This is a genomic window from Lysinibacillus sp. NPDC097868 (assembly GCF_044761135.1).
Lineage (GTDB): Bacteria > Bacillota > Bacilli > Bacillales_A > Planococcaceae > Lysinibacillus.
Window position 1 is genome coordinate 134,808 of sequence record NZ_JBIWBS010000001.1, and the last position, 23,525, is coordinate 158,332.

The 23,525-nt window shown below is 35.2% G+C and carries 23 protein-coding genes; 21 read left to right on the plus strand and 2 right to left on the minus strand.

The window, feature by feature from the left end:
- Positions 1–118 precede the first annotated feature (118 nt).
- The 6 genes from ACIQXJ_RS00620 (at position 119) to ACIQXJ_RS00645 (ending at position 8,865) form a co-directional block, all read left to right on the plus strand.
- Entirely contained in the window at positions 119–439 is a 321-nt protein-coding gene (locus tag ACIQXJ_RS00620; RefSeq protein ID WP_401009670.1) for a winged helix-turn-helix transcriptional regulator, read from the plus strand.
- Between the two features lie 200 nt (positions 440–639).
- Complete coding sequence (locus tag ACIQXJ_RS00625) at positions 640–1,962, plus strand: MFS transporter (protein ID WP_403048528.1); 1,323 nt, start codon at positions 640–642, stop codon at positions 1,960–1,962.
- A 69-nt stretch (positions 1,963–2,031) separates the two neighbouring features.
- Positions 2,032–2,934 carry a chemotaxis protein gene (locus ACIQXJ_RS00630; RefSeq protein WP_173477967.1) on the plus strand — a complete coding sequence of 301 codons (903 nt, stop codon included), beginning with the start codon at positions 2,032–2,034 and terminating at the stop codon, positions 2,932–2,934.
- Between the two features lie 164 nt (positions 2,935–3,098).
- Positions 3,099–4,664 (plus strand): Ppx/GppA phosphatase family protein, encoded by a 1,566-nt coding sequence (locus tag ACIQXJ_RS00635; RefSeq protein WP_403048530.1) that lies wholly within the window; start codon positions 3,099–3,101, stop codon positions 4,662–4,664.
- The gene (locus tag ACIQXJ_RS00640) at positions 4,642–6,798 is read left to right on the plus strand and encodes an RNA degradosome polyphosphate kinase (RefSeq protein ID WP_403048532.1); all 2,157 of its coding nucleotides are present in this window, start codon (positions 4,642–4,644) and stop codon (positions 6,796–6,798) included. Before ACIQXJ_RS00635 ends, ACIQXJ_RS00640 begins: the two co-directional genes overlap by 23 nt.
- A 54-nt stretch (positions 6,799–6,852) precedes the next feature.
- Complete coding sequence (locus ACIQXJ_RS00645) at positions 6,853–8,865, plus strand: EAL domain-containing protein (RefSeq protein ID WP_403048534.1); 2,013 nt, start codon at positions 6,853–6,855, stop codon at positions 8,863–8,865.
- 238 nt (positions 8,866–9,103) lie between these two features.
- Here the strand turns inward: ACIQXJ_RS00645 and ACIQXJ_RS00650 are convergent, their stop codons facing one another.
- Complete coding sequence (locus tag ACIQXJ_RS00650) at positions 9,104–9,721, minus strand: TetR/AcrR family transcriptional regulator (RefSeq protein ID WP_403048536.1); 618 nt, start codon at positions 9,719–9,721, stop codon at positions 9,104–9,106.
- A 233-nt stretch (positions 9,722–9,954) separates the two neighbouring features.
- Between ACIQXJ_RS00650 and ACIQXJ_RS00655 the strand changes: the two genes are divergently transcribed.
- The 12 genes from ACIQXJ_RS00655 (at position 9,955) to ACIQXJ_RS00710 (ending at position 20,276) form a co-directional block, all read left to right on the plus strand.
- The gene (locus tag ACIQXJ_RS00655; RefSeq protein ID WP_403048538.1) at positions 9,955–10,848 is read left to right on the plus strand and encodes an NAD(P)-dependent oxidoreductase; all 894 of its coding nucleotides are present in this window, start codon (positions 9,955–9,957) and stop codon (positions 10,846–10,848) included.
- 15 nt (positions 10,849–10,863) lie between these two features.
- Entirely contained in the window at positions 10,864–12,384 is a 1,521-nt protein-coding gene (locus ACIQXJ_RS00660) for a CoA-acylating methylmalonate-semialdehyde dehydrogenase (RefSeq protein WP_403048540.1), read from the plus strand.
- Between the two features lie 249 nt (positions 12,385–12,633).
- Positions 12,634–13,950 (plus strand): GntP family permease, encoded by a 1,317-nt coding sequence (locus tag ACIQXJ_RS00665; RefSeq protein WP_403048542.1) that lies wholly within the window; start codon positions 12,634–12,636, stop codon positions 13,948–13,950.
- Positions 13,951–13,965: 15 nt separating this feature from the next.
- The gene (locus ACIQXJ_RS00670; protein ID WP_403054791.1) at positions 13,966–14,727 is read left to right on the plus strand and encodes a 3-hydroxybutyrate dehydrogenase; all 762 of its coding nucleotides are present in this window, start codon (positions 13,966–13,968) and stop codon (positions 14,725–14,727) included.
- Between the two features lie 17 nt (positions 14,728–14,744).
- Entirely contained in the window at positions 14,745–15,929 is a 1,185-nt protein-coding gene (locus ACIQXJ_RS00675; protein WP_403048544.1) for an iron-containing alcohol dehydrogenase, read from the plus strand.
- 181 nt (positions 15,930–16,110) lie between these two features.
- Entirely contained in the window at positions 16,111–16,440 is a 330-nt protein-coding gene (locus tag ACIQXJ_RS00680) for a PadR family transcriptional regulator (protein ID WP_403048546.1), read from the plus strand.
- A gap of 90 nt (positions 16,441–16,530) precedes the next feature.
- A complete protein-coding gene (locus ACIQXJ_RS00685; RefSeq protein ID WP_403048548.1) occupies positions 16,531–16,848 on the plus strand; it encodes a DUF1700 domain-containing protein in 318 nt (105 codons plus the stop codon).
- Positions 16,849–16,937: 89 nt separating this feature from the next.
- A complete protein-coding gene (locus tag ACIQXJ_RS00690; RefSeq protein ID WP_403048550.1) occupies positions 16,938–17,156 on the plus strand; it encodes a hypothetical protein in 219 nt (72 codons plus the stop codon).
- Positions 17,157–17,506: 350 nt separating this feature from the next.
- Positions 17,507–18,274, plus strand: coding sequence for a 2,4-dienoyl-CoA reductase (gene fadH / locus ACIQXJ_RS00695; protein ID WP_403048552.1), 768 nt, complete (start codon positions 17,507–17,509; stop codon positions 18,272–18,274).
- A gap of 158 nt (positions 18,275–18,432) precedes the next feature.
- The gene (locus ACIQXJ_RS00700) at positions 18,433–18,672 is read left to right on the plus strand and encodes a short-chain dehydrogenase (protein WP_401009650.1); all 240 of its coding nucleotides are present in this window, start codon (positions 18,433–18,435) and stop codon (positions 18,670–18,672) included.
- 438 nt (positions 18,673–19,110) lie between these two features.
- A complete protein-coding gene (locus ACIQXJ_RS00705; protein ID WP_403048554.1) occupies positions 19,111–19,986 on the plus strand; it encodes a helix-turn-helix domain-containing protein in 876 nt (291 codons plus the stop codon).
- 125 nt (positions 19,987–20,111) lie between these two features.
- Entirely contained in the window at positions 20,112–20,276 is a 165-nt protein-coding gene (locus tag ACIQXJ_RS00710; protein WP_403048556.1) for a hypothetical protein, read from the plus strand.
- Between the two features lie 52 nt (positions 20,277–20,328).
- Here ACIQXJ_RS00710 and ACIQXJ_RS00715 read toward each other — a convergent pair whose 3' ends face one another.
- Positions 20,329–21,162, minus strand: coding sequence for an alpha/beta fold hydrolase (locus ACIQXJ_RS00715; RefSeq protein WP_403048558.1), 834 nt, complete (start codon positions 21,160–21,162; stop codon positions 20,329–20,331).
- Positions 21,163–21,317: 155 nt separating this feature from the next.
- On the opposite strand from ACIQXJ_RS00715, the gene ACIQXJ_RS00720 reads away from it, so the two are divergent.
- The 3 genes from ACIQXJ_RS00720 to ACIQXJ_RS00730 all read left to right on the plus strand — a co-directional run bounded on the left by ACIQXJ_RS00720 (position 21,318) and on the right by ACIQXJ_RS00730 (position 23,524).
- Positions 21,318–21,446: a hypothetical protein gene (locus ACIQXJ_RS00720; RefSeq protein WP_340826140.1), complete on the plus strand. Its 129-nt coding sequence runs from the start codon at positions 21,318–21,320 to the stop codon at positions 21,444–21,446.
- 93 nt (positions 21,447–21,539) lie between these two features.
- Positions 21,540–22,310, plus strand: coding sequence for a hypothetical protein (locus ACIQXJ_RS00725; protein ID WP_403048560.1), 771 nt, complete (start codon positions 21,540–21,542; stop codon positions 22,308–22,310).
- On the plus strand, positions 22,307–23,524 hold the full coding sequence (locus tag ACIQXJ_RS00730) for a YcaO-like family protein (protein ID WP_403048562.1): 1,218 nt from the start codon (positions 22,307–22,309) through the stop codon (positions 23,522–23,524). Before ACIQXJ_RS00725 ends, ACIQXJ_RS00730 begins: the two co-directional genes overlap by 4 nt.
- Position 23,525 lies beyond the last annotated feature (1 nt).

Below are 23,525 nucleotides of genomic sequence, written 5' to 3' on the forward strand. Positions count from 1 at the left end.
CGTAACTTAGTTTATTTTTAAAAACAGATTTTGTCAAGTAACTAAGTGGATTTTAAGAACTGATTTTAAAAAAGTGATATAATCTTTATTAAGAACTAGTAATAAAGGAGGGAGTAAATTGAATCAAAAAAATATTTGTCCACGATTTGAAAAGGCACTTATGCTATTGAATCATCGTTGGAATACTTTGCTTATATACCAGCTACTTGACGGCCCACAACGATTTTCAACCATTAAAAATCAGTTGAATATTAGTAGTCGTGTGTTAACAGAGCGATTAAAGGAGTTAGAGACCGAAGAAATCGTTTTACGTACCGTGATTCCTTCTACACCAGTCGTTATTGAATATGAGCTTACAGAAAAAGGATATGCAATCACACCCGTGCTAAAAGCAATTGAACAATGGTCTAATAAATGGGTAACTATTACTGAAGAATAATAAAAAGATATTCAAGCGAGGGGCTTGAATATCTTTTTTATTTCTTTAGAAAATGGTTGGATATAGATTAACCAATTTATGGCCATTTAGCAGTTGGGTTTGTTATATTGTAAATAATATTAATTTTTATTAAACAAAAGGTATTTTTTAATACAGATAGGAATTAATTTAATATTATAAGAAGGAAAAGGAGGGATTTAATGAATCAGAGGCAAGCAGGGGAAACACAGCATCGCAGTCAGCTAGCACTCTATTTATCATTGCCAATACTATCTTGGGCGTTTTACGATTTTGCTAATACGATATTTTCTTCAAATATTAATACAGTTTTTTTCCCATTTTATATGGACGAAGTTTTAGGTACGAATGAAGTAATGCAACAAGTAGCTAGTACATTTATTTCGTATGCCAATGCATTAGCAAGCTTTTTTCTAGTAGTTTTTTCACCGCTTTTTGGGGTATGGATAGATCAAACAGGCTATAAAAAACGATTCATTGTCTGGTTTGCATCGATTTCTATTATATTTACCTTTATGATGGGTGTTTTTGCAAATTTAGAGACAACAACAAATTATTCAGGTGTACCGCTCAGTTTATTTTTAGTCGTTGCAAGCTTTGTTATTGCGAAATTTTTCTTTAATTCGAGTCTCGTATTCTATGATTCGATGATGAGTGACCTTGGGACAAAAGAAGAAATGCCCCTTATTTCAGGTTATGGTGTAGCGATTGGTTACTTAGGTACTATTTTTGGGCTTCTTGTTTATTTATATGTAGGAAACAGTGATTTCCATCGTGCATTTATACCAACAGCGATTTTGTATTTATTATTTTCATTGCCATTATTTTTTATTAATAAAGATACTCCAATACCAAAAGAACAGCGGAAAACGACTAAGTTTTTTGAAGGTTACAAGGAAATTATTAGTACATTTAAGGATATGAAGCAATATAAAGCGATCTTTACTTTTATGATTGCGTATTTCTTTTTAAATGATGCAATTGCCACAACAATTGCAATGATGGCTGTTTACGCAACTACTATTGTAGGATTTTCTTCAGGTCAATTTATCATTCTATATTTAGTTTCCACCGTATCGACAATTATTGGCTCACTCGCATTTGGCTATATTACGAAAGCAATTGGTGCTAAGCGGGCTATTACCATTGTAGCGCTGTTAATGATTATCGCATTAACCTTTGCTGTTTTTGCGACAGAACAATGGATGTTTTGGATTGCTGGCAGTATGTTTGGTATTTCACTAGGCTCTATGTGGGTTACATCAAGAACATATATTATTGAGCTATCACCAGATGATAAGCGAGGGCAGTTTTTCGGACTATTTGCTTTTTCTGGTAAGGTCTCATCGATAATCGGACCAGCTGTATATGGAACGGTTACATTATGGATGAAAGATTACGGTACATTAGCAAGTCGCGTAGCATTATCAACATTAATTTTGATGACGGTTATTGGTCTATTGGTTCATCTAAAAGTTAATGATAAAAATGGAAATACCAGATAGGAGAATTGTATCGCCTATGATACAATTGAATTATTATTTGATGTTGAAATAGAAAGGAGCGGGGTTGCTTTGGAACATAAAGGCATATTATTAGAAAGTGGCACAAATGAGCTAGAAATCGTTGAATTTGAAGTAGCTAACAATAAATTCGGTATTAATGTTATTAAAGTAAAAGAAATTATTCAACCGATTCCAGTAACGTTTATTCCACACGCGCACCCGCATGTTGAGGGAATTATTCAATTAAGAGGCGAGGTACTACCAGTAGTAGATATGCTACGAGTACTAGGGATACAAAGTGCAGAACGTAATCCACAACAAAAATATATTGTTGCTGAGTTTAATAAACAACGAGTTGTTTTTCATGTAGATAACGTAACACAAATCCACCGTATTTCATGGAATCAAATCGAAAAACCTTCAGATATGTATCAGGGGGGGACTTCGCAAGTTATCGGTGTTATTAAGCAAAATGAACAAATGATTTTATTACTAGACTTTGAGAAAATTATGGTTGATATTAACCCTGATTCGGGTATTAGTGTAGAGTCAGTAAAAAAACTTGGTAAACGTGAACGCTCTGAAAAACGCATTTTAATTGCTGAGGATTCACCATTATTACGTAAGTTATTATTTGATACGATGAAGGAAGCCGGTTATGAGAATGTTGAGTTCTTTGAAAATGGCCGTGATGCTTATGAATACTTAGAAACATTGGCGAAAAGTGGAAGTAATGTAACAGAGCATATTCAATTAGTAGTTACTGATATTGAGATGCCACAAATGGATGGTCACCATCTTACACGCAAAATTAAGGAGCATCCTGATTTACAAAAGCTACCGGTCATTATTTTCTCTAGTTTAATTACAGATGATCTTCGCCATAAAGGCGATCAAGTAGGGGCAGAGGACCAAATTAGTAAACCCGAAATTGCAGAGCTTATTTTACGCGTCGATCAACTTATTTTATAAAGCTAGCGAAAAGGAACTTCACAATACTAATAATTGGTATCCTGAAATGTTAATAAAAAATGAAAGTCGGATACCTTTTAGGTTCCGACTTTTTTTGTATAAATGACGGTGCTATTAACACAAAATAATTAGACTACCGATTGTTCTATAAAGGAAGTGATTATTTGGATGAATTGAAAACAGCTATCATTGATATTGGCTCGAATACGATTCGTTTAGTGCTGTATCAGTATGATAATGAAGAGGGGCTTAGAGAGCTAGGTAATATTAAAACGGTTGCACGTTTACGTACATATTTGCAACCCTCAGGTGACATGTCAGAAGAAGGTATTCAGGTACTAACAGAAACATTATTAACATTTAAAGCAATGCTTGATGATTTTGAAATTGTAGATGTGAAAGCTGCTGCAACAGCTGCAATTCGTCAAGCAACGAATCGAGAACAAATTATAGCTTTAATGAAAGAGAGAACGGGCATACAGATAGAGCTTTTGTCTGAGGAGGAAGAGGCGTATTTCGGTTATGTCGCTGTAGCACATTCGATTGGTACACTTTCTGCCGTGACCATCGATATAGGTGGAGGAAGTACGGAAATAACATTATTTAAAAATAAAGAACTGATTGAATCCTATAGCTTTCCTTTTGGAACGGTGTCGTTAAAGCAACGTTTCGTAAAAGGTGACATTATGAATAGTAGTGAGAAGAAAGAATTGATTGCATTTGTGAAAGAGCAGTTTAAATCACTTCCTTGGATTCAACAAGTGGGATTACCGATTATTGCGATTGGAGGCAGTGCAAGAAATATTGCGCAAGTTCATCAGCAACGGCATCAATATCCTATTGCCAGTGTGCATGGCTACGAAATATCTAAAGGGGATTTGGATCAGCTCAGCTTATTTTTAGGTAATTTAAGCTTCCAAGAATTAAAACACTTAGATGGTTTATCGACAGACCGTGCTGATATTATTGTACCTGCTTTAGAGGTGTTTCGAGTGCTTATGGACATTGTCGGTAGTGAAGTGTTCCAGCTAACGAAAAAAGGCTTACGAGAAGGGCTTATTATCCATCGTATTTTGCAAAAAGATGCAAATGCCTTTGATAAATATAATGTTTTTGAGGGAAACGCTAGAAGGTTAGCTAGGCAGTACGGACGCTCAGAGGCAGAAGTTGATTATTTAATGCATCTAGCAGATCAATTATACCGTGAGTGTTGCCATTTGAAATTTTTACAATTTGACGAGATCGATTTGCAATTATTGAGGAAGGCAGCAAAGATATTTAATATCGGGGAATATATTGAGTTAAGCTCCGCTAGCCAACATACCTTTTATTTAGTTGCCAATCAATCAATTGATGGCTTAAACCATAAGGAAAGACTAAAACTTGCACTTTTAGCATCATATAAAAATAAAGACTATTTTCACCGATTTGCTGCTCCTTTTATAGAATGGATGAGTCGTGAAGAACATCGTAAAATGCGTGATTTTGGTGCATTATTAAAATTCGTCTATGCGTTAAATGTATCGAAAAGAAATATTGTACATGCTATTGAAATGCAACCTAAGGACAATTTTGTCCAGCTAAACATCTACGTTAAAAAAAATGCGGCTGCCGAAAAATATCAAGCTAATCGGCATAAAAAGCATCTAGAACGTGCTCTAAAAACACCAATTAAAGTAAATTTTATTGAAGAAGGGTGGAACCAAGATGACAACGGAAGTAACGAATAATCGCTTACATGAAGAAGATTTTTCAGAAGCACATAGCCGTTTACTCGAAGAAATTGCAAAGCCTCAATATTATAATAATCGCGAATTAAGCTGGTTGGCATTTAATGAGCGTGTTTTAGAAGAAGCAGAGGATGTCAATAATCCTCTGCTAGAACGTTTGAAGTTTTTAGCGATATTTAGCTCCAATTTAGATGAATTTTTTATGGTGCGCGTAGCAGGACTTCAGGATCAAGTACGTGCTGGTTTTCATAAAGCTGAAAATAAATCAGGCTTAACACCGAAAGAGCAATTAGCAAAAATTGCAGAGCGTACGCAAGCTTTAGTACGTCGACAAACGGAAGTATATAGACATTTAATTTATGATTTATTGCCACAGCATAATGTACATATTGCGGACATGAAGGATTTAAATAGTAAGCAAAAAGCATTTATAAATGAAATGTTTGCTGAGACAATCTTCCCTGTACTAACACCTGTAGCAGTAGATGCTTATCGACCATTTCCAACATTGCTAGGGAAAACTTTAAATTTACTTGTACTATTAGAACAAGATGAAACAGATTTTGAAAGCCGTGAAAGGGTTGCGATAGTACAAGTGCCATCTGTTTTGGATCGCTATATTAAAGTACCTTGTGCTGAAGGTGAAACTGTAATCGTACTACTGGAGGATGTTATTGTTGCTCATATTGAAAAGCTTTTCTATGGGTACAGTGTTAAATCTGCACAGGCATTCCGTCTAACACGTAATGCGGATTTAACGATTCACGAAGAAGGCGCACGCGATTTACTCGTTGAAATTGAAAAAGAACTAAAAAAACGCAAATGGGGAGTCGGTAGTCGTCTAGAAGTACGTGTCGGAGAAATGAATGAAGAAGTCCTTGCTTATTTACTAGAAGAATTTGAAATCGAGGAGACCGATGTTTTTCATATTGATGGCCCATTAGATTTAACATTTATGTTCTCGTTTGTGAAAGGTATTTCTGTAGGACGAGAACATTTAGAGTATGAAAGCTTTATCCCACAGCCACCTTTAGATTTACAATCGGATGAAAATATTTTTGAAAAAGCGTTACTACAAGACATTTTTTTCCATCATCCTTATGAGTCATTTGCACCGATTGTAGACTTTATTTCAGAGGCTGCTGTAAATCCAAATGTATTAGCAATAAAGCAAACATTGTATCGAGTTAGTGGCAATTCCCCAATCATACAAGCATTAAAACTAGCGGCTGAAAATGGCAAGCAAGTGACTGTTTTAGTAGAGCTAAAAGCCCGTTTTGATGAAGAAAATAATGTACATTGGGCGAAGCAACTGGAACAAGCAGGTTGTCTTGTTATATACGGTATGAATAATTTAAAAACACACTCTAAAATAACGTTAGTCGTGAGTCGCCGAAATGGGAAAATTGAACGTTTTGTACATCTCGGAACAGGAAATTATAATGATGCAACTGCCAAAATTTATACGGACATGGGCATCATAACATCTGATAAGGAATTTGGTATTGATGCAACAAACTTCTTTAATTATTTAAGTGGCTATACGGAAAAACCTACTTTTAATCATTTGGTCGTTGCACCATTTGATATTCGTGACGAATTTATCCGCTTAATGGATGAAGAAATTAGCTGTCATAAGAAATACGGTAATGGGTTTATTCGAGCTAAAATGAATTCATTAACGGATAAGGACTTAATGATGAAACTTTACGAAGCCTCTATTGCTGGTGTAAAAGTAGAGCTTATTATTCGCGGAATTTGCTGCATACGTCCAGGTATACCGGGTATTAGTGACAATATCACCGTCACAAGTATCGTTGGTCGATTCCTTGAACATTCACGTATTTATTGGTTCCATCATAATGGTGAAAACAAAGTTTACTTATCCTCCGCCGATATGATGACAAGAAATATGATAAAACGAGTTGAAATTCTTTTCCCTGTCTATTCAATTGAAGCAAAAGCCCGTATTATGGATATTATGAACAAACAACTTGAGGATACAGCAAAGGCTCGTATTCAAGATTCCAATGGAAAATATCATTATAAAGAATTTGATCGAAGCGAAGACCCTATTAATAGTCAGGAAATTTTCTTAAAGGATGCTCTAAAGCCTACGCTAGATGAAGAATAAATAACGAGCGTACTAGACGACTTAGAGTAAACACGCTACCTAGAGAGGGATATAATGAAAAAATATAGAGAAAATGTAGCGCAATTCGCAAACTATCGACAGATGGCACTGCTTAATCCGTTTGATGCAGTTATATGCTTGAAAAAAGCCGATAATGGGGAATTTGAAATTGTTTACTATAACGATAAACTCCCATTATCTATAGTGTTGCAAGATGTGAAAGCAACTAAAGCAGACCGATTCTTTACCAAGCAATGTTGGCAGCAATTATTGAAAATTGTACAACAAGAATTTAACATTGCACGTAAGATCGAGCTTTATTCAGAGACTGAGCAAATGCAAAAATCGTTTGCTGTAAGTGTACAGCAATTGGAAGCATCACTTATAGCTGTTATTTTGCGTGAGGAACAGAATGATACGAAGCCTTATTTGCAATTCGTTGAACAACATGTGTGTCCTGTGCTAACGACTGATTTACAAGGTCGTATTATTCATCAAAACGTTGCTGCTACGTCTGTATTGTCGAGGGAACATCACAGTCTAATAGGGCTTGATATTTTTTCATTATTGGAGTGCAACTATGTAAACGAGGTACAATTATTATTTGCTAAAACGATTGAAGGCGCTACATTGGATATTCCTAAATGTTTATTTAAGCGCAATTTACTAAGTAGCGAGCCATTTTATTTGCGTATACATCCAACTTATTTTAATGGAGAAATAATAGGGGTACATTTTTTTGTAAAAGACCCGAAATCGTTTAAGAGTGATCACAGTGCCTTTTATTATTTAGCCTTAAAAGATGAATTGACAGGTATTTGGAATCGTAGAGCGTTTAAAGAGCATTGGCAACAGCATTTGAGCGATAAACAAAGTGAAAATCAGCAGGCAACAATTATTTTAGTAGACATAGATCGCTTTAAAAAATTTAATGAGTCCCTTGGTGAGAGCAAGGGGGATGAACTAATGCGGATGTTTAGTCATAGACTTCGTGAACTTTGTTACTCAACATGCTCAATTTATCGTTATAATAGCGACGAATTTATTTTTCTTTTAAAGGATGCAACAATCGATAAAATAGAGCAATTAGCTAATTCAATATTAGACTCGTTGAAACAGCCCTTTATGATTGATGAGCAGGAGTATTTTATCAGTGTTTCAATTGGTATTTCCTTAAGTCCCGCTGACGGTAAGGATATAGAAACACTTGTGAGAAAGGCCGATCAAGCTCTATTTTCAGCTAAGGAGCACGGACGTTCACATTACCGCTATTATCGCGATGATATGACTAATGTCTTTCCAAATGAGGCATTGATGGAGGCCCATTTACGGCGTGCCATTGAGTTTAATGAGCTAAGTATACATCTACAGCCACAAATGAATTTAAATGATAATAGCATTAATAGCTTTGAAGCGTTATTGCGATGGAATAATCGTAAATTTGGTTTTGTATCCCCAGCGCAATTTATACCTATTGCCGAGGCGACAGGCTTAATTGTTGAAATTGGTGATTGGATTATTAATGAGGTTTGTCGCTATCAAAAGGAATGGAATTTGAAGGGCTATCGACCCGTCAGAATCGCTATCAATATATCTCCAAAACAATTTAGAAAAGAAAACTTCGCGCGGAAGATTAAAGCAACATTGAAAAAATATAATGTCGCCCCGCAATTAATTGAAGTAGAAATTACTGAAAGCTCAATGACCAATGTCCATGAAACATATTCAATTTTAACAGAACTGAAGCAGCTAGGGGTTTATGTTTCGGTAGATGATTTTGGCACTGGGTATTCATCACTTAGCTATTTGAAACGCTATCCAATCGATATTATAAAAATTGACCAATCATTTATCGCCGATATTGAAAAAGATGATAAAAATGAGGCGATTATTAAAGCAATTATTTCGATGTCCCATAATTTAGGACTCGAAGTAATTGCTGAAGGCATTGAAGAGCCATCACAAGTAGCATTTTTGAAACGTCATCGTTGCCAAAAAGGGCAGGGCTATTTATACAATAAACCTTTGCCTGTAGAAACGATTGTTGCACAATATTTTGTCGGATAATTGATATCATATTGCCGTTGATTTCCGCTACGGGCGGGTGCTTTCCGCGGGCACAACGTAAGCCGCAACCCTCGCTAACGCGCGTTTTGTTGCGTCTTACGTTTTGTGCTGTTCCCGCAGGAGTCGCCCACTCTCCGCTCCAATCAACTAATTAAAAAATAGTGAGCATGAACTAGATGCCTTCTGTCAATACACTGAGCACCTCGAGAATATCGAGGTGCTCTTTTTATAATTTTTGTTATTTTGTAGGATGTGCCTTCATGCCATTTAGAACAACTGCTGTGAAGTGTGCCATTTCTGAAACTAAATCAAATTCTTCGTTATGAATTAACCAATCATAAACATTCGCTCGCATGCAACGCTGGATAATTTGTTGCATTTGTATTGGTTGTAAATCGTTAACAAACTCTCCTTGCTGAACTCCCTCGTCAATATAAGTATTGATAATTTGGAAGATTTTGCGTTGAGGGCTGATTAAGTAGTGATTTTGTTCAACTTGATTGGTCATTGCGGCAGAATATACTGTTCGCAATAAATCTTTTCCAACAACATTAGTTAAATACAACATTTGCTCCTTATAAAGGGCAAGAATTTTGTCACTTGCCGCTAATGTTTGATCTATATTTTTTTCGACTGTACTATAAAAACTATCAAGCTCCTCGAATTTTTCCAAAATAACATCATATTTAGATGGGAAATGTGTATAGAATGTCCCTTTTGATACGTTACATGCTTTCGTAATTTGTTCAACAGACACATGCTCATATCCATGTTTATTAAATAATTCTAATGATGTTTTGAGTAGTTTTTCTCGAGTTTCTAATGCCTTTTTTTGGCGAGTAGTTAACGAATTCATGCCCTTCTGCCTCCGTAATTAAAATATCCTATAATAATAACCAAGAAATTTATTCAGAAAATATAAAATTTTTTGATTGACGCGCTATATTAAGTTTGTTTATGATTTAAGTGACCGAAGTCAGTGACTGCGGTCATTAAGAGTATCTCGTTATTAATGTTACGATAAAAACGTAAAGTTTGCTAGTGTATCAGCGCTTATTAACGCAATTCACAGGAAATGGGGGGACTCAAATGAAAGAGAAATTAGGTTTTATTGGCCTAGGCAATATGGGTTTACCAATGTCAATTAACTTACTTCGCGCAGGTTATGAAGTGTTCGGTTTTGACACGAATACAAAAGCAATGGAGCAATTTATTGCAGAAGGTGGTATTGGTGTAAAAACGGCACTAGAACTTGTAAAGCAAAGTGATGTCATTATGACAAGCTTACCAACCCCGCAAATAGTTGAACATATCTTTACATCAGAAGAGGGGATTTTACAAAATGCTAAGCAAGGAAGCCTGCTAATAGATTTTAGTACAGTAAATCCTGAACTAAATGATGTGCTACATAAGAAGGCGCAATCATTGGGTTTACGTTATTTAGGGGCTCCGGTAAGTGGTGGAGTTATTGGTGCAATAAATGCGACTCTAACAATTATGGTAGGTGGAGAAGAAAAAGATTATCAAAGTGGAGCTGGAATTTTCGGAATAGTTGGAAAAAATATCTATCATCTTGGTACATCACCTAGTATCGGTACACGTATTAAATTACTCAACAATTTAATGATTGGTTTTTATACGCAGGCGGTAGCTGAAACGATTGTCCTTGGAGAAAATATGGGGATATCAGCTAATACACTTTACGAAGTATTAAGTAATAGCTATGGTCAAAGTCGTATTTACGAACGTAATTACTTAGAATATATGAAAAATGAAAATTATGAGCCTGGTTTTTCTACGAATCTATTACTAAAAGATTTAAGGCTAGCTAAAAATATGGCTGATGAAGCAGGTGTCCCTCTTCGGATAGGCGAACAGCTAGTGAATCTTTACAATGATATTTCAGCAGAGGGCTATGGTGAAAACGATATGTCGGCAGCTTATTTAAGTCTGAAGGAAAAATGTATTATTAAACAACATTAAAGGAGGAAAACAGTTATGACAACAGCACAAGAAGTGAAAACATTAACGCATTTTATCGGTGGAGAAATGATTAGGGGACAAAGTGGTCGGTACGGTTCGGTTTATAATCCTACAACAGGTGAAATTATCGCAAAAGTTCCACTAGCAACAGTAGAAGAGACACGTGAGGCAATTAATAAAGCACAGGCAGCATTTCCTAAATGGCGTGATACATCAGTATCCAAACGTGCGGAAGTCGTATTAAAATTCCGTAATTTAGTGACAGATAATATGGAAGAATTATTACAAATTATTTGTACGGAAAGTGGTAAAACGATTGAAGATGCAAGAGGTGAAATTACACGAGGGCTAGAGTCCGTTGATTTAGCAATTGGTGCTCCCCATCTAGTAAAAGGAGAGTACTCTGTAAATGTTGGCGGACAAATTAATGCCTATTCGGCAAAGTATCCTTTAGGGGTTGTAGCGGCAATCTCTCCATTTAATTTTCCAATTATGGTGCCGTTAGCGCAAACAAGTATGGCTATTGCTGTAGGGAACGCCGTTGTATTAAAAGCATCGGAGAGAGTACCAATGACAGCGTTATATGTGAGTGAGCTATGGAAAAAGGCTGGGTTGCCAGATGGTGTTTGGACAGTAGTGAATGGCGATAAAGATGCAGTAAATGAACTTTTAGAAAACCCAATTGTGCAAGCGATTTCATTTGTAGGTTCAACACCGGTTGCTAAATACATTTATGAAACGGGTTCAAAATATGGTAAACGTGTCACTGCTTTAGGTGGAGGTAAAAATAATATGGTCGTAATGCCGGATGCAGACCTTGAGCAAGTTGCAAATGCATTTATCGGTGCAGCATATGGAGCAGCATCACAGCGTTGTATGGCAATTTCTACAATAATGCCTGTTGGTAAAGAAACAGCAGATCGTTTAGTAGCGATATTAAAAGAAAAAATTATGGCATTAAAAGTAGGCGCTTATACAGATAAGGATACAGACTTTGGTCCCGTTATTTCACAGCAATCAAAAGAAGCAATTCTTGCTGCAATTGATAAAGGAGAATCAGAAGGGGCAACTATTGTTTGTGATGGTCGTGAGCTAGCTATTGTAAACGAATCAAAAGGATTCTTTGTAGGTCCTACATTATTAGATCATGTAAAACCAGGTATGGAAATTTATGAGCAAGAAGTATTTGGACCTGCACGCAATGTCGTACGTGTGGATTCGTTAGAAGAGGCAATCGAGCTTATTAACGAGCATGAGCTTGGAAATGGAGTCACGATCTTTACAAATGATGGGCTTGCAGCTCGGAAATTTACAACAGAGATTGATGTAGGAATGGTAGGTGTGAATGTACCAATTCCAATTCCTGTTGGTTACCATAACTTTGCTGGATTTAAAGGCTCACGTTTTGGTGAGGGGCATATGTTTGGACCGGATCAAGCACGTTTCTTTACAAAGACTAAAACAATTTCTGAGCGCTGGATAACAAGTAATGCTTCATCGGCATCTACATTTGCATTCCCAAGTAATAACGATTAATGGATTAGAAAGAGTCGTATCACTTGGGTTAATTTCAGAAATATTTTTTTAGAGAAAATAACGAACATTTCAATAAACAGAAGGTGGCGCCTCCAGCGGGAAGAACAAGCCAACGAAAAACTCAAGACAAAGGCATAGAGAGGGAATCGGTTCAGTGCTTGCCCGCGGAAAGCTTCATCTGTAACGTAAAAGTACGATTAATATGTGATGTAACATAGCACTTTCTATAAAAAGATAGGTGGGATGTGGATGTTAGCGTATATTGGACTTTTTGGGAGTTTAGCACTTTTAGTCTATTTAACAATGAGAGGTGTCAATTTACTTATTTCAGCACCATTAACTGCTTTAATAGCGGCAGTAACGAATGGTCTAGCTTTTTTCCCACAAACTGCAAATGACAATCAAGCTAATTTCTTAACGAGTTATATGAATGGATTTACTGGCTTCGTTGGTTCTTGGTATTTAATGTTCATGGCAGGTGCAATCTTTGGAAAGGTAATGGAAGATACAGGTGCAGCTGATAGTGTTTCCAAATGGATTGTTGAAAAAATTGGCGTGAAATATGCCACGTTCGCTGTGGTTGCTGCAGCAGCAGTTTTAACGTACGGTGGTGTCTCGGTATTTATTGTTGCTTTCTCTGTTTATCCAATGGCTATTAGTTTATTTAAGCAAGCAAATTTCCCGCGTCGTTTTATTCCTGCGGCACTTGGTTTGGGATCTGTGACCTTTACAATGACATCAGCAGGGTCACCAGAGATTCAGAACTGGATTCCGATTGAATACTTACATACGACACCATATGCAGGATGGGAAGTTAGTATTGTTGTCGCAGTATTTATGGCGCTGGGTGGAGCGCTATGGTTGAATTGGATGATTAAACGTGCATTGAAAAAGGGTGAAGTGTTTATTGAACGTTCAACGGATCCAGTAGTTGACGAGACGCGTAAGCTTCCTAGCCCTATTTTAAGCTTGGTGCCATTATTAGTAGTTTTACTGATTTCGTTTATTTTCCATGACTCACTCGGCACATCGGCTTTAATCGTTGCGTTAACGAGCGGTTGTATTATGGCATATTTAGTAAGTTATAAGTATTCAAAATCTGTTAGTGCGACACTTGCAGCAGGGGCTATGGGTGCTGTTGTCGCTATTGCAAATACGGCTGCAGTAGTAGGCTTTGGGGGTGTTGTAAAAGCTACACCATCATTCGTTGCAACTGTAGATTTAATGACCAATATTCCTGGAAATCCATTGATTGGCGGTGCTCTTGCTATCGCTGTTATTGCAGGTTTAACAGGGTCAGCATCAGGCGGGCAAACGATTGCGATGCCATTACTAGCTCCTCACTATATTGACATGGGAGTAAATACGGAAGCATTACACCGAACAATCGCGATTGCATCTGGTTCACTTGATTCATTGCCACATGGCGGCTATGTTGTGACGACGATAAATTCTGTATGTAATGAGAAACATAAGGATGCCTATTTGCCTTTCGGTGCATTGACAGTAATTATCCCAATTATCGGTACAATTATTGCGATTATATTATTCTCAATTGGAATGTAGGAGGGAAACGAAGTGATAGATGGCAAAACAGTATTTATTACTGGAGCTGCGCGTGGGATTGGTCTGTCAATTGCTCAAGCTTTTGCTGAGCAAGGGGCGAATGTTGTTATTTCGGATATGAATGAGCAACGTTTAGCTGAAGCGGTAGAACAAAATCCACTATTAACGGCTTATACATGTGATGTTACGGATGAACAAGCAATTAGCGAAGCGATTGCTTTTACAGTTGAGAAATTTAACACAATTGATATTTTAATAAATAATGCAGGATTCCAACATGTTTCTTACATCGAGGATTTTCCAACTGAAATATTTGAACAAATGCAAAAAGTAATGCTTGTTGCACCATTTGTCACAATGAAATATGCAATACCACATATGAAGAAAAATAAATTTGGACGCATTATTAATATGGCATCGATAAACGGCGTTATTGGTTTTGCCGGTAAAGCAGGATACAATGCGGCGAAACATGGGCTAATAGGGTTAACAAAAGTCGCGGCACTTGAAATGGCCAATGATGGTATTACTGTAAATGCCATTTGTCCAGGATATGTGGATACAGAATTAGTCCGTAATCAGTTTACAGATTTAGCGAAGACACGAGGTATCCAAGTAGAAGAAGTACTAGAGCAAGTGTTATATCCTCTTGTCCCTCAAAAGCGCTTGCTAGACGTTTCGGAGATTACAGGACTTGCACTCTATTTAGCTAGTGATGTAGCAAAAGGCTTAACAGGTCAGGCGATTGTATTAGATGGCGGTTATACTGCTCAATAATGGAGGAGAGATGCGTTATGATTCAAACAAAAACAACCTTCACTGTAAATTCTCCAGGAACGATTATATATGGAAGAGATGCTTTCGAAGAGGTTGGTCTATATGCTAAAAAACTAGGTACGAAGGCTCTCATCGTTAGCGATCCAATAATGGAGGGCTTAGGGTTTGTCAATCAGTGTAAGTCATTATTGACAGTCAATGGTTTGGCAGCGGTTTCGTATTTAGGGGTAACAACGGAGCCAGTGGATACGTATGTAGCAGAAGGTCTTGAAATTTTGCTGTCAGAGCAATGTGATGTCATCATTTCTATAGGTGGCGGAAGTTGCATTGATACAGCTAAAGCTATTGCTGTTGTAGCAACAAACGGTGGATACATTGGTGACTACATGAAAATGGCGAAAATCGCTGAGCAAGCGCCCATTCCACATATAGCAGTCCCAACTACAGCAGGCACAGGCTCAGAAGCAACAGATGCTACCGTTATTACCAACACGACTAATGATGTAAAAATGATGATAAAACAACCAGCTTTTATGCCACCAGTTGCAATTGTTGACCCAATGTTAACGATAACTTCTCCACCAGCCATCACAGCGGCGACTGGCATTGATGCGTTAAGCCACGCTATTGAAAGCTATTTATCACGTTTAGCACATCCATATTCAAATGTATTAGCGTTATCGGCGATGGATTTAATTATTAATAATATGTTAAAAGTTTATGAGCAGGGTGATGATATCGATGCGCGAGAGGCGATGTCTCTAGGGTCCATGCAAGCAGGACTGTCGTTTTCCAATGCGTCAGTTGCTTTAGTGCATGGTATGTCACGTCCTATAGGTGCACTTTTCCATGTGCCTCATGGTATTTCAAATGCGATGCTGCTACCAGCGGTATTAGAATTTACAAAGGATGCATGTGTGGAACGATTAGCAGACATAGGACAATTTTTTAATAAAGATGGGAAATATGTAACACAAGAAGAGCGAGCTAATTTAGCAATTGACTCAATTAAAGAACTGTGTAAAAAGATGAATATCGGCAATTTACAGCAATGGGGTATTGAAGAGGATGCATTTTATGCGGCGATTCCAAAAATGGCAACCGATGCAATTGCAAGTGGTAGCCCAGGAAATAACCCGAAAGTGCCAACACAGGACGAGTTAATGGAGCTGTACAAGGTTGCTTATCATTATGAGTTTTAAATAGATTGACTCAACGTGCCTTCCTTTAAGCCATAGAGGAAGGCACTTTTCATTTGAAAAATTGTTGTTGATAAAAAAATGAGTTGATATTTCATAAAATTAAATATCAGCTAAAATTATATATATTAATCGAGAATATGTGTGATTGACACATATATAATTTGTAAAATAAAATTATCTTATGGACAACAACAATAATAATACGCAATATCTTAAAGGTTTATTTGAAATTGCCATTTTAATATTGCTACAGAAAAAAACGATGTACGGCTATGAATTGACGAAAGAATTGAAGGAGAGCAAGTGTTTTTCTATTTCGGATGGTTCCATTTATCCAATACTAAAACGTTTGACGGCGAATGATTATGTTGATGTATTTTCAGAAGAATACGAGGGAAGAATTCGAAAGTATTACCATATTACAGATTTAGGAAATGCATTAGTGGAAAATAGACTAAAGGAGTTAGAATCAATAGTAAAATATTTGGAAGAAATTAAGGGGTTGGGTTAGACGTGGATAATCAGAAGATAAATGAATATATACGTCAACTAGAAATGGAGTTGGAAGCATTACCAAAAAAAAGATATAAATAATCATATAATGGAAGTAAAAGATCATTTATTACAATCAGTAATGGATGGTAAATCCGAAGATCAAGTATTAGAAAATTTTCTCCCTGCAAATGAATTAGCGAAAGAAATTATAGCTGAGTTTCAACACTTGTATAGTGCACCTTCTGCTGAAAATAGGCAACCTATTAAACAAAAGAGTAGCAGGAAATTATGGATAGCAGTAATTGTTTTAATAAGTATAAACATTTTTTCTATATTTGTAGCAATTATTGTATTTATAGGGAATTCATCAGATAAACCAATAGAAACGAATGGAATTGTTGATTATGAAGAAATTTTAGAGTAACAGCTTTAGGGATAGATCTCATAAAATATGAATTAACAGGTGAATTTACAGTAAATAGCACAAAAACTAGATTTATAAGCGCTGATCGCATGGATGGAGTTGTAATTCGTAAATGGTTACCCCAAGTAATAACTAAGAAAATTGGAACACCTACTAAGAGTGTTACAGATACACAATTTACTGGACAAGTTACTTTCAGTTATGACTTAGGTGTTGGTTCATGGGGAATTGCTCGTATAGGAGTAGTACGTACAGGATTTACAGCAAATACTAAAGAAGTAACTAATTCATGGGCTTACACTGAATAAATAATTAAAAAGGAACCATTACTTTCAAAATCATATTATATTGAAAGTAGTGGTTTCTTTTGTAAAATAATAGAAATAATAATTGTACTTAAATAATCACTCAAACAAACATAGAAAAAATCAAGTTTGACTTCAGTATTTTTAATTTTAAATTCATAAAAAAGAATAAACTGTAATGACCAAAGGCTTCAAGAGGAAACTTCTTGAGGCCTTTGGTCGACAGTATGAAAAGATAGTGAATACACTTCTATAAAAAGAGTATTTTGTAGAATTTGTATGACATTTTCCAGAAAATATAGTAAAATAAAATGAATGAGTATTCATTTTCGGAAAACGAAGGGGGAAGCAGAATGTTGCAGGGGAAAACAATTATTATTACAGGTGGTTCAAGTGGTATGGGGCTTTATATGGCAAAGCAATTCGTTTCAGAAGGCGCGAATGTTGTTATAGTTGGCCGTAATGAAGAGCGATTAGCAGATGCTAAAAAGTTTATATTAGAAGCAGGAAAAACAATTGAAACATTCCAAATGGATGTTCGGATACCAGAGCAGGCAGAGGCAATGGTTACGTTTGCTGTTGAAAAATTTGGCCAAGTTGATGGACTAGTGAATAATGCAGCTGGTAATTTTATCGTTCGTGCAGAGGATTTGACGCCAAATGGTTGGAAGTCAGTTGTTGATATTGTCTTAAATGGTACGTTCTATTGCTCGTCGGCTGTAGGGAAATACTGGATTAAAAACAACATAAATGGGTCGATTATCAATATGGTGGCGACCTATGCTTGGAATGCAGGCGCTGGTGTAATACATTCATCTGCTGCAAAAGCAGGCGTATTATCAATGACAAGAACTTTAGCGGTCGAGTGGGGGAAACGTTATGGAATTCGTGTAAATGCTATTGCACCAGGCCCAATTGAACGTACTGGTGGTGCGGCTAAACTATGGGAATCAGAGGCAGCTGCTGCTATGACAATTGATTCTGTACCACTTGGACGAATTGGTACACCAGAGGAAATAGCTGATCTTGCAACATTTATGATGTCTGATAAAGCGAGTTATATGAATGGTGAATGTGTCACATTGGATGGAGGACAGTGGCTCAATCAATCCCCTTTTTAACTTGCTTCAGTAAAAGAATGAATGCGGTTGAATCCAGTTAAATAAACTTGTCAATGTCACAGCTTTTCAGTGAGGCTTTTGAGCAGTCTCGGAAAAAATTATTGCATAATGATGAGCTGTATTGATGCATACTAAGGGCAAAGAAAGGAGTTTTGTCTATGGGTATGTGGTTAATACCAGCTCTTATTGCGATTACAATCATTGCGGTTATATCCTTTGTGTCGACAATGCGAATTGCCAAGATGACTTCAGAGCGGAAATCGGAAAAAGATACGCCGATTTCTGGGACAGTCGAAGAATTTGCAACAATGCTGAATCCAATCGTTTGGGTGTATATTGTTTTTTTACTTTTTTTAGGGATTATGATTTTTTACTACTGGAGTAAAATAGGATATTAAACGGGTTTAAACGAAGTATCACAATTGCATTGGTCAATGTGATACTTCTTTTTTTAAAAAATTTCGTCTAAAGCTAAGGCGTTAAATATTATTTTTCCGTAAAATTACGAATTTATAAGGTGTTTTTTTATTAACTTTAATTTATGAAGTTTAGCTTCTAATTGGTGCTTAGCTCAAACCTTTTGAGTGACAGCACTTTTTTCTTTTCAACAGTAAATTTGGAAAGGATCTACATTTACTTTAAATAACGCTCCTTGATTCTGCTCCTAATAATTTTAGTAGCATTAATTGAGTTATGGACATATTACTTTTTTATTATTAGAATAGTTATAATGATAAGGAGTTTATAGTAATAAACAATAAAACTTCTTTAAAAATATGCACCATGTGGGCTCTCATAGAAAAAAGAACTATATACTGTAGAAGAAAAGGAGAATTATGTTAGAACTTATTTCAAGTAAATTAAAAGAAGCACGTAAGGATAAAGGAATTACACAAGCGGAGTTAGCAGATGGAATTTGTACGCAAGCGATGATAAGTAATTTTGAAAAAGGTGAAAGTGTACCATCTAGTGTAGTGTTATTTAAAATTGCTCAAAAATTAAAGTTAGATATTAACTACTTCTTCGGACAAAATTCATTGAAAACACATCATGATGATAATGAGGAAACAAAAAAATTAATAAGAAAACTAATTAGAAATCGAGATTATCAAGCTATTAATTATATAGTAAAAACGGAAAAAGAAAAGGCGAATTTTAGCAGTAATGAAGATAAACAGTTTTTACTATGGCATGAGGGCATATGTGATTTTTATTTAAATAAAGATAGTGTTAACGCTATAAATATATTAAATACGGCTTTAAAATTAATCGGTAAAGAAAATTATACAGAGCAGACTATTAGTATTAATAATAGTATTGCGATTATTTATTTTGAAGTACAGCAGTTTGAAAATTCTTTAGAGGTCTTCCAAAAATGTAAATCAGAATACGATTTAAGTAATTTAAAAGAGGGTGTTCTGAAGATTAGAATTTTATATGGTCTATCTAAAACTTTAGTTGCGTTAAAAAGAGAAGAAGAAGCTATTTTAGAATGTAAGAAGGCAATTAAAATATGCGTTACAGAAGAGTCACTGTATTTATTGGGAGAGCTTTATTTCCAAATAGGTAGGAATTTAGTTATTTTAGATAGGGTAAAGGAATCAGAACAATATTTTGAGAAAGCGCAACATATTTTCGAAATTGAGGGAAATTATGAATTCCTTGATGTAATAGATAAAGTAAAATTGGATTATTTTACTGAAAAACGATAACAATAAGGGATTCCTGATTGCATGGCCGCTGTCGGGAATTTTTTAATAAAGTAAATATTTTTATAAAAATACTTATTGAAAAAATCAAAATATTTATGTATAATATTTCAAAAGGAGGGTAATATATGAAGAAAATAATAACGCAATTTTTAGTAGTATCTACTCTTTTCGTAACTTTTATTAGTGGACCCACAACAAAACCAACAACAATGGTGGACAGTCCTAAAAATATTGAAGTAGTCAATATTATAGAAGTTCTGGATATACCTGATTTACCAAGTCAACACTAATCCTATGATGAAAAAGAAGCTATTCCTCCTATGTGGGGAATAGCTTCTTTCTTTATTTAGTCGACTTAACAAAATTATTAAATACCTCTTCTTCTTCGACAAAAGGATTATGACTACTTTTGTCAAATATCGTTAAGCTAGAATTGTTAATTGCCATAGCGATTTCTTCAGAAAAAACTAAAGGACATTGTGTATCAAACCTTCCGCAATAGATAAAAGAAGGTATTTCTATTTCTTTTAAGCTATCAGTAATATCATAGTTTTTTAGTTCAGTAGATATAAAATAATCTAATCTTTTGTTTACTGCCTTTCCACTATTAGGTCGAGACATTATGTTATCGTAATCTTCTTTTTTATAAATAGACATTTGATTCCATTCTTTATTTAACGCTCTTCTTTCTTCTAAAGTTTTAGAAGGATCTTTAAGAAGGTTTAAAATTTCTAATAACCTTGAATTATTAGGATTATTTTTACAATAGATGCTATCTGGATGAGACATATATTTTGAAGATGCGGACAAACCACCTACTATAATTTTTTGTAAAGAATTAGGATTTGCTATCGCGTAAATTAAACCCAACATGCCTCCAGCAGAATGACCAGCAAAGCTCCACTGTGACAAGCCTAGTGAAATTCTAATTGCCTCCAAATCTTTAACACTATTCATAAAACTATAGTCGTCAGTAGATGTTGTATCGCTAGAGTTTCCACAGCCCCTTAAATTAATTAAATAGACAGTATAGTGTTTAGTAAATGGAGCTGCGAATATATTGCCCTTACTATTAAACTCTGTATATTGATGCGTTATACAAATTGGTTCACCATTTCCCGTTTTAAAATACTCAAAGTTTCCTCGAGGGGTTTCAATCATATATTGTGTCCACATAGGGTGCCTCCAGTTGTTTTTATTTAATTATAACACCGTTTTAATAAGTTTATTTATAAAACTTTATTTAAAATAAATAATTTTATAATTTAATAAATAAACTTATTGTAAAAATATTAAAAATTAGTATAATTATTTACAAGGAGGTGTTAAATATGAAATTAACAATTAAAAGTGTAGATGTTCAATCATTAAACACAAAAACTAAAAAAGATTCACAACAATTACTACAAGCTGGTTGCTGTTGTGGAGGTGGAAGTGAAGCTCGTCCATTAAAAAAATAAGAGCCAATTTTTTTGTACCATCTAGATATAAAAATTTGAAAAAAGTAGCGAATTTTTAATTTGCTACTTTTTTGTAACTTTGAGGTGATAAATATGTATATTCAATCAAACGGGGAACTACAACGTTTATCTGAAAAGCTAATATTTATTAATGATCGAGTAGGTTATGAGATAGATGGAGAAGGTGTAACAAATTTTAATCAGCTATTTCCTTATTTAACAGGTACAATTCCTTTGACAAAAATAAGCGAATTAATCCATATGGAAGAACATGAATTATTAAATAATATAAGTGATTTAGAGAAAGTTGGAATTGTTTCGATTAATGATGCTCCATTGTTGAAAGTGAGCATAGTTTCTGGAAGTTTAAATAGTGATAAGTTACAACGAATTTTTGACATTCCTACTTTAAATCAAATTATAACTTTTACTAATTTAGAAAATATCTCATTAGAAAACACAGACATTGTAATAGCACTTGATAATGATGGTAGTAGTTTTTTTTCACAGGTACATAAACGTTTAAGAGCTATTGAAGTCCCATGGTTAAAATATTCCTTTAGCTATTCTAAACTTTTTATGGGACCGATTTTCTTTCCTGATGGAGGCCCTTGTTACAATTGCTTCCAAAAGCGTCTTAGTAGAGCCGAGGAAGAGCCTATAAAAAATAAAAGTTTAGGCAATTTAGATGCTTTTTTAGCGCCTTTTATTGAAAAGGAATTATTAAAGTATTGTAGAGCTAAAACGCCAACACAATGCTTTAATACTGAAATCGTTTTTGACGCTGAGGAACTTGAAATTAAAAAATATCCTGTATACCAAATGCCTGACTGTGAGTTTTGTAGGGGTGAGGTTAGTTTATGAGTAATCAAATAATAATAGAGGATACTTTAAGAGCAAGCTTTATTTCAACATTAAACGAAATTTACCCTTTGCCAGGGTCACCTAGGTTATTTCGCTATTTAGCAGTAATTAATGGTGATAATCATCATTTAAGTAGTGGCTCTGGCTTTTCAATAAGTAGGGAGCATGCTAAGTCTGCTGCAATTGGAGAGAGTGTTGAGAGGTATTGTGCTAATCAGTTTAATATGGAAGATATTTATATCGGAAAATATGCAGATATTAGTCATCAGGCACTTAATCCTACACTCATTACTCGATATACAGAAGACCAATATCAGGATAATACAATGTACAAAGAAGTCGACGTTAATGAACCGAGAGCATGGGTGGAGGCTAAGGATATAGTAGATAATAAAAAAATATTAGTCCCATTTGAACTGATTTTTTTAACTACACCTCCTAATAATTTGCCATTACGAGATTTAATTTCTACTGGATTAGCATGCGGCCAAAATTTAGAGAAAGCAATTTTAAGTGGTTTTAATGAATGTATTGAAAGAGATGCATTTGTGAAATTTTGGTTACTTGGTTGCGTGCGAGGAGAAATTGATATAAATACGGTTCACAGCGAATATGTAAAAAGACTATTGGAGCTGGCAGAAAATAGTAATCTACAATTGAGGGTGTATGATATTAGCACTGATTTAGAAGTTCCTACTATTTTAACTGTTGTAAAAGTTAAAGGCAGTGCAGGGTTTTACTTAGGATGTGCTAGTTCACTCGAATACTTGCATGCTATTAGAAAGTCAATTGAAGAAGGGTTAGGAGGATTTTCGATTTATTATGAGTTGATAAATCACTATAAAGAGCCTATTCCTAAAAAGCTTGATCATACATCTACTTTAGATGATCATCCACTATATTATTTAGCTGGTAATAATGATGAAATTCTATTACAGCTACTTCCAAGTTCTCTACCTAAAATTGCTGTAGAAGACCGTCGTGTGCAATTCAATGACGCAGTTGAAAGGATGAATCGTCTAGGTCATAAAATATATTATAGTGACATTACAACTGAAGATGTTAAACAAATGGGATTATCTGTTGTAAGAGTGATAATACCCACTTTGTGTTTTCTTTCAATTAATGATCCACTACTCAATTGCCCAAGATTACAAGAAACGGCTTCTAAATTAGGGAGAAAAATAAATCCAGAACCACACCCATTTCCATAAG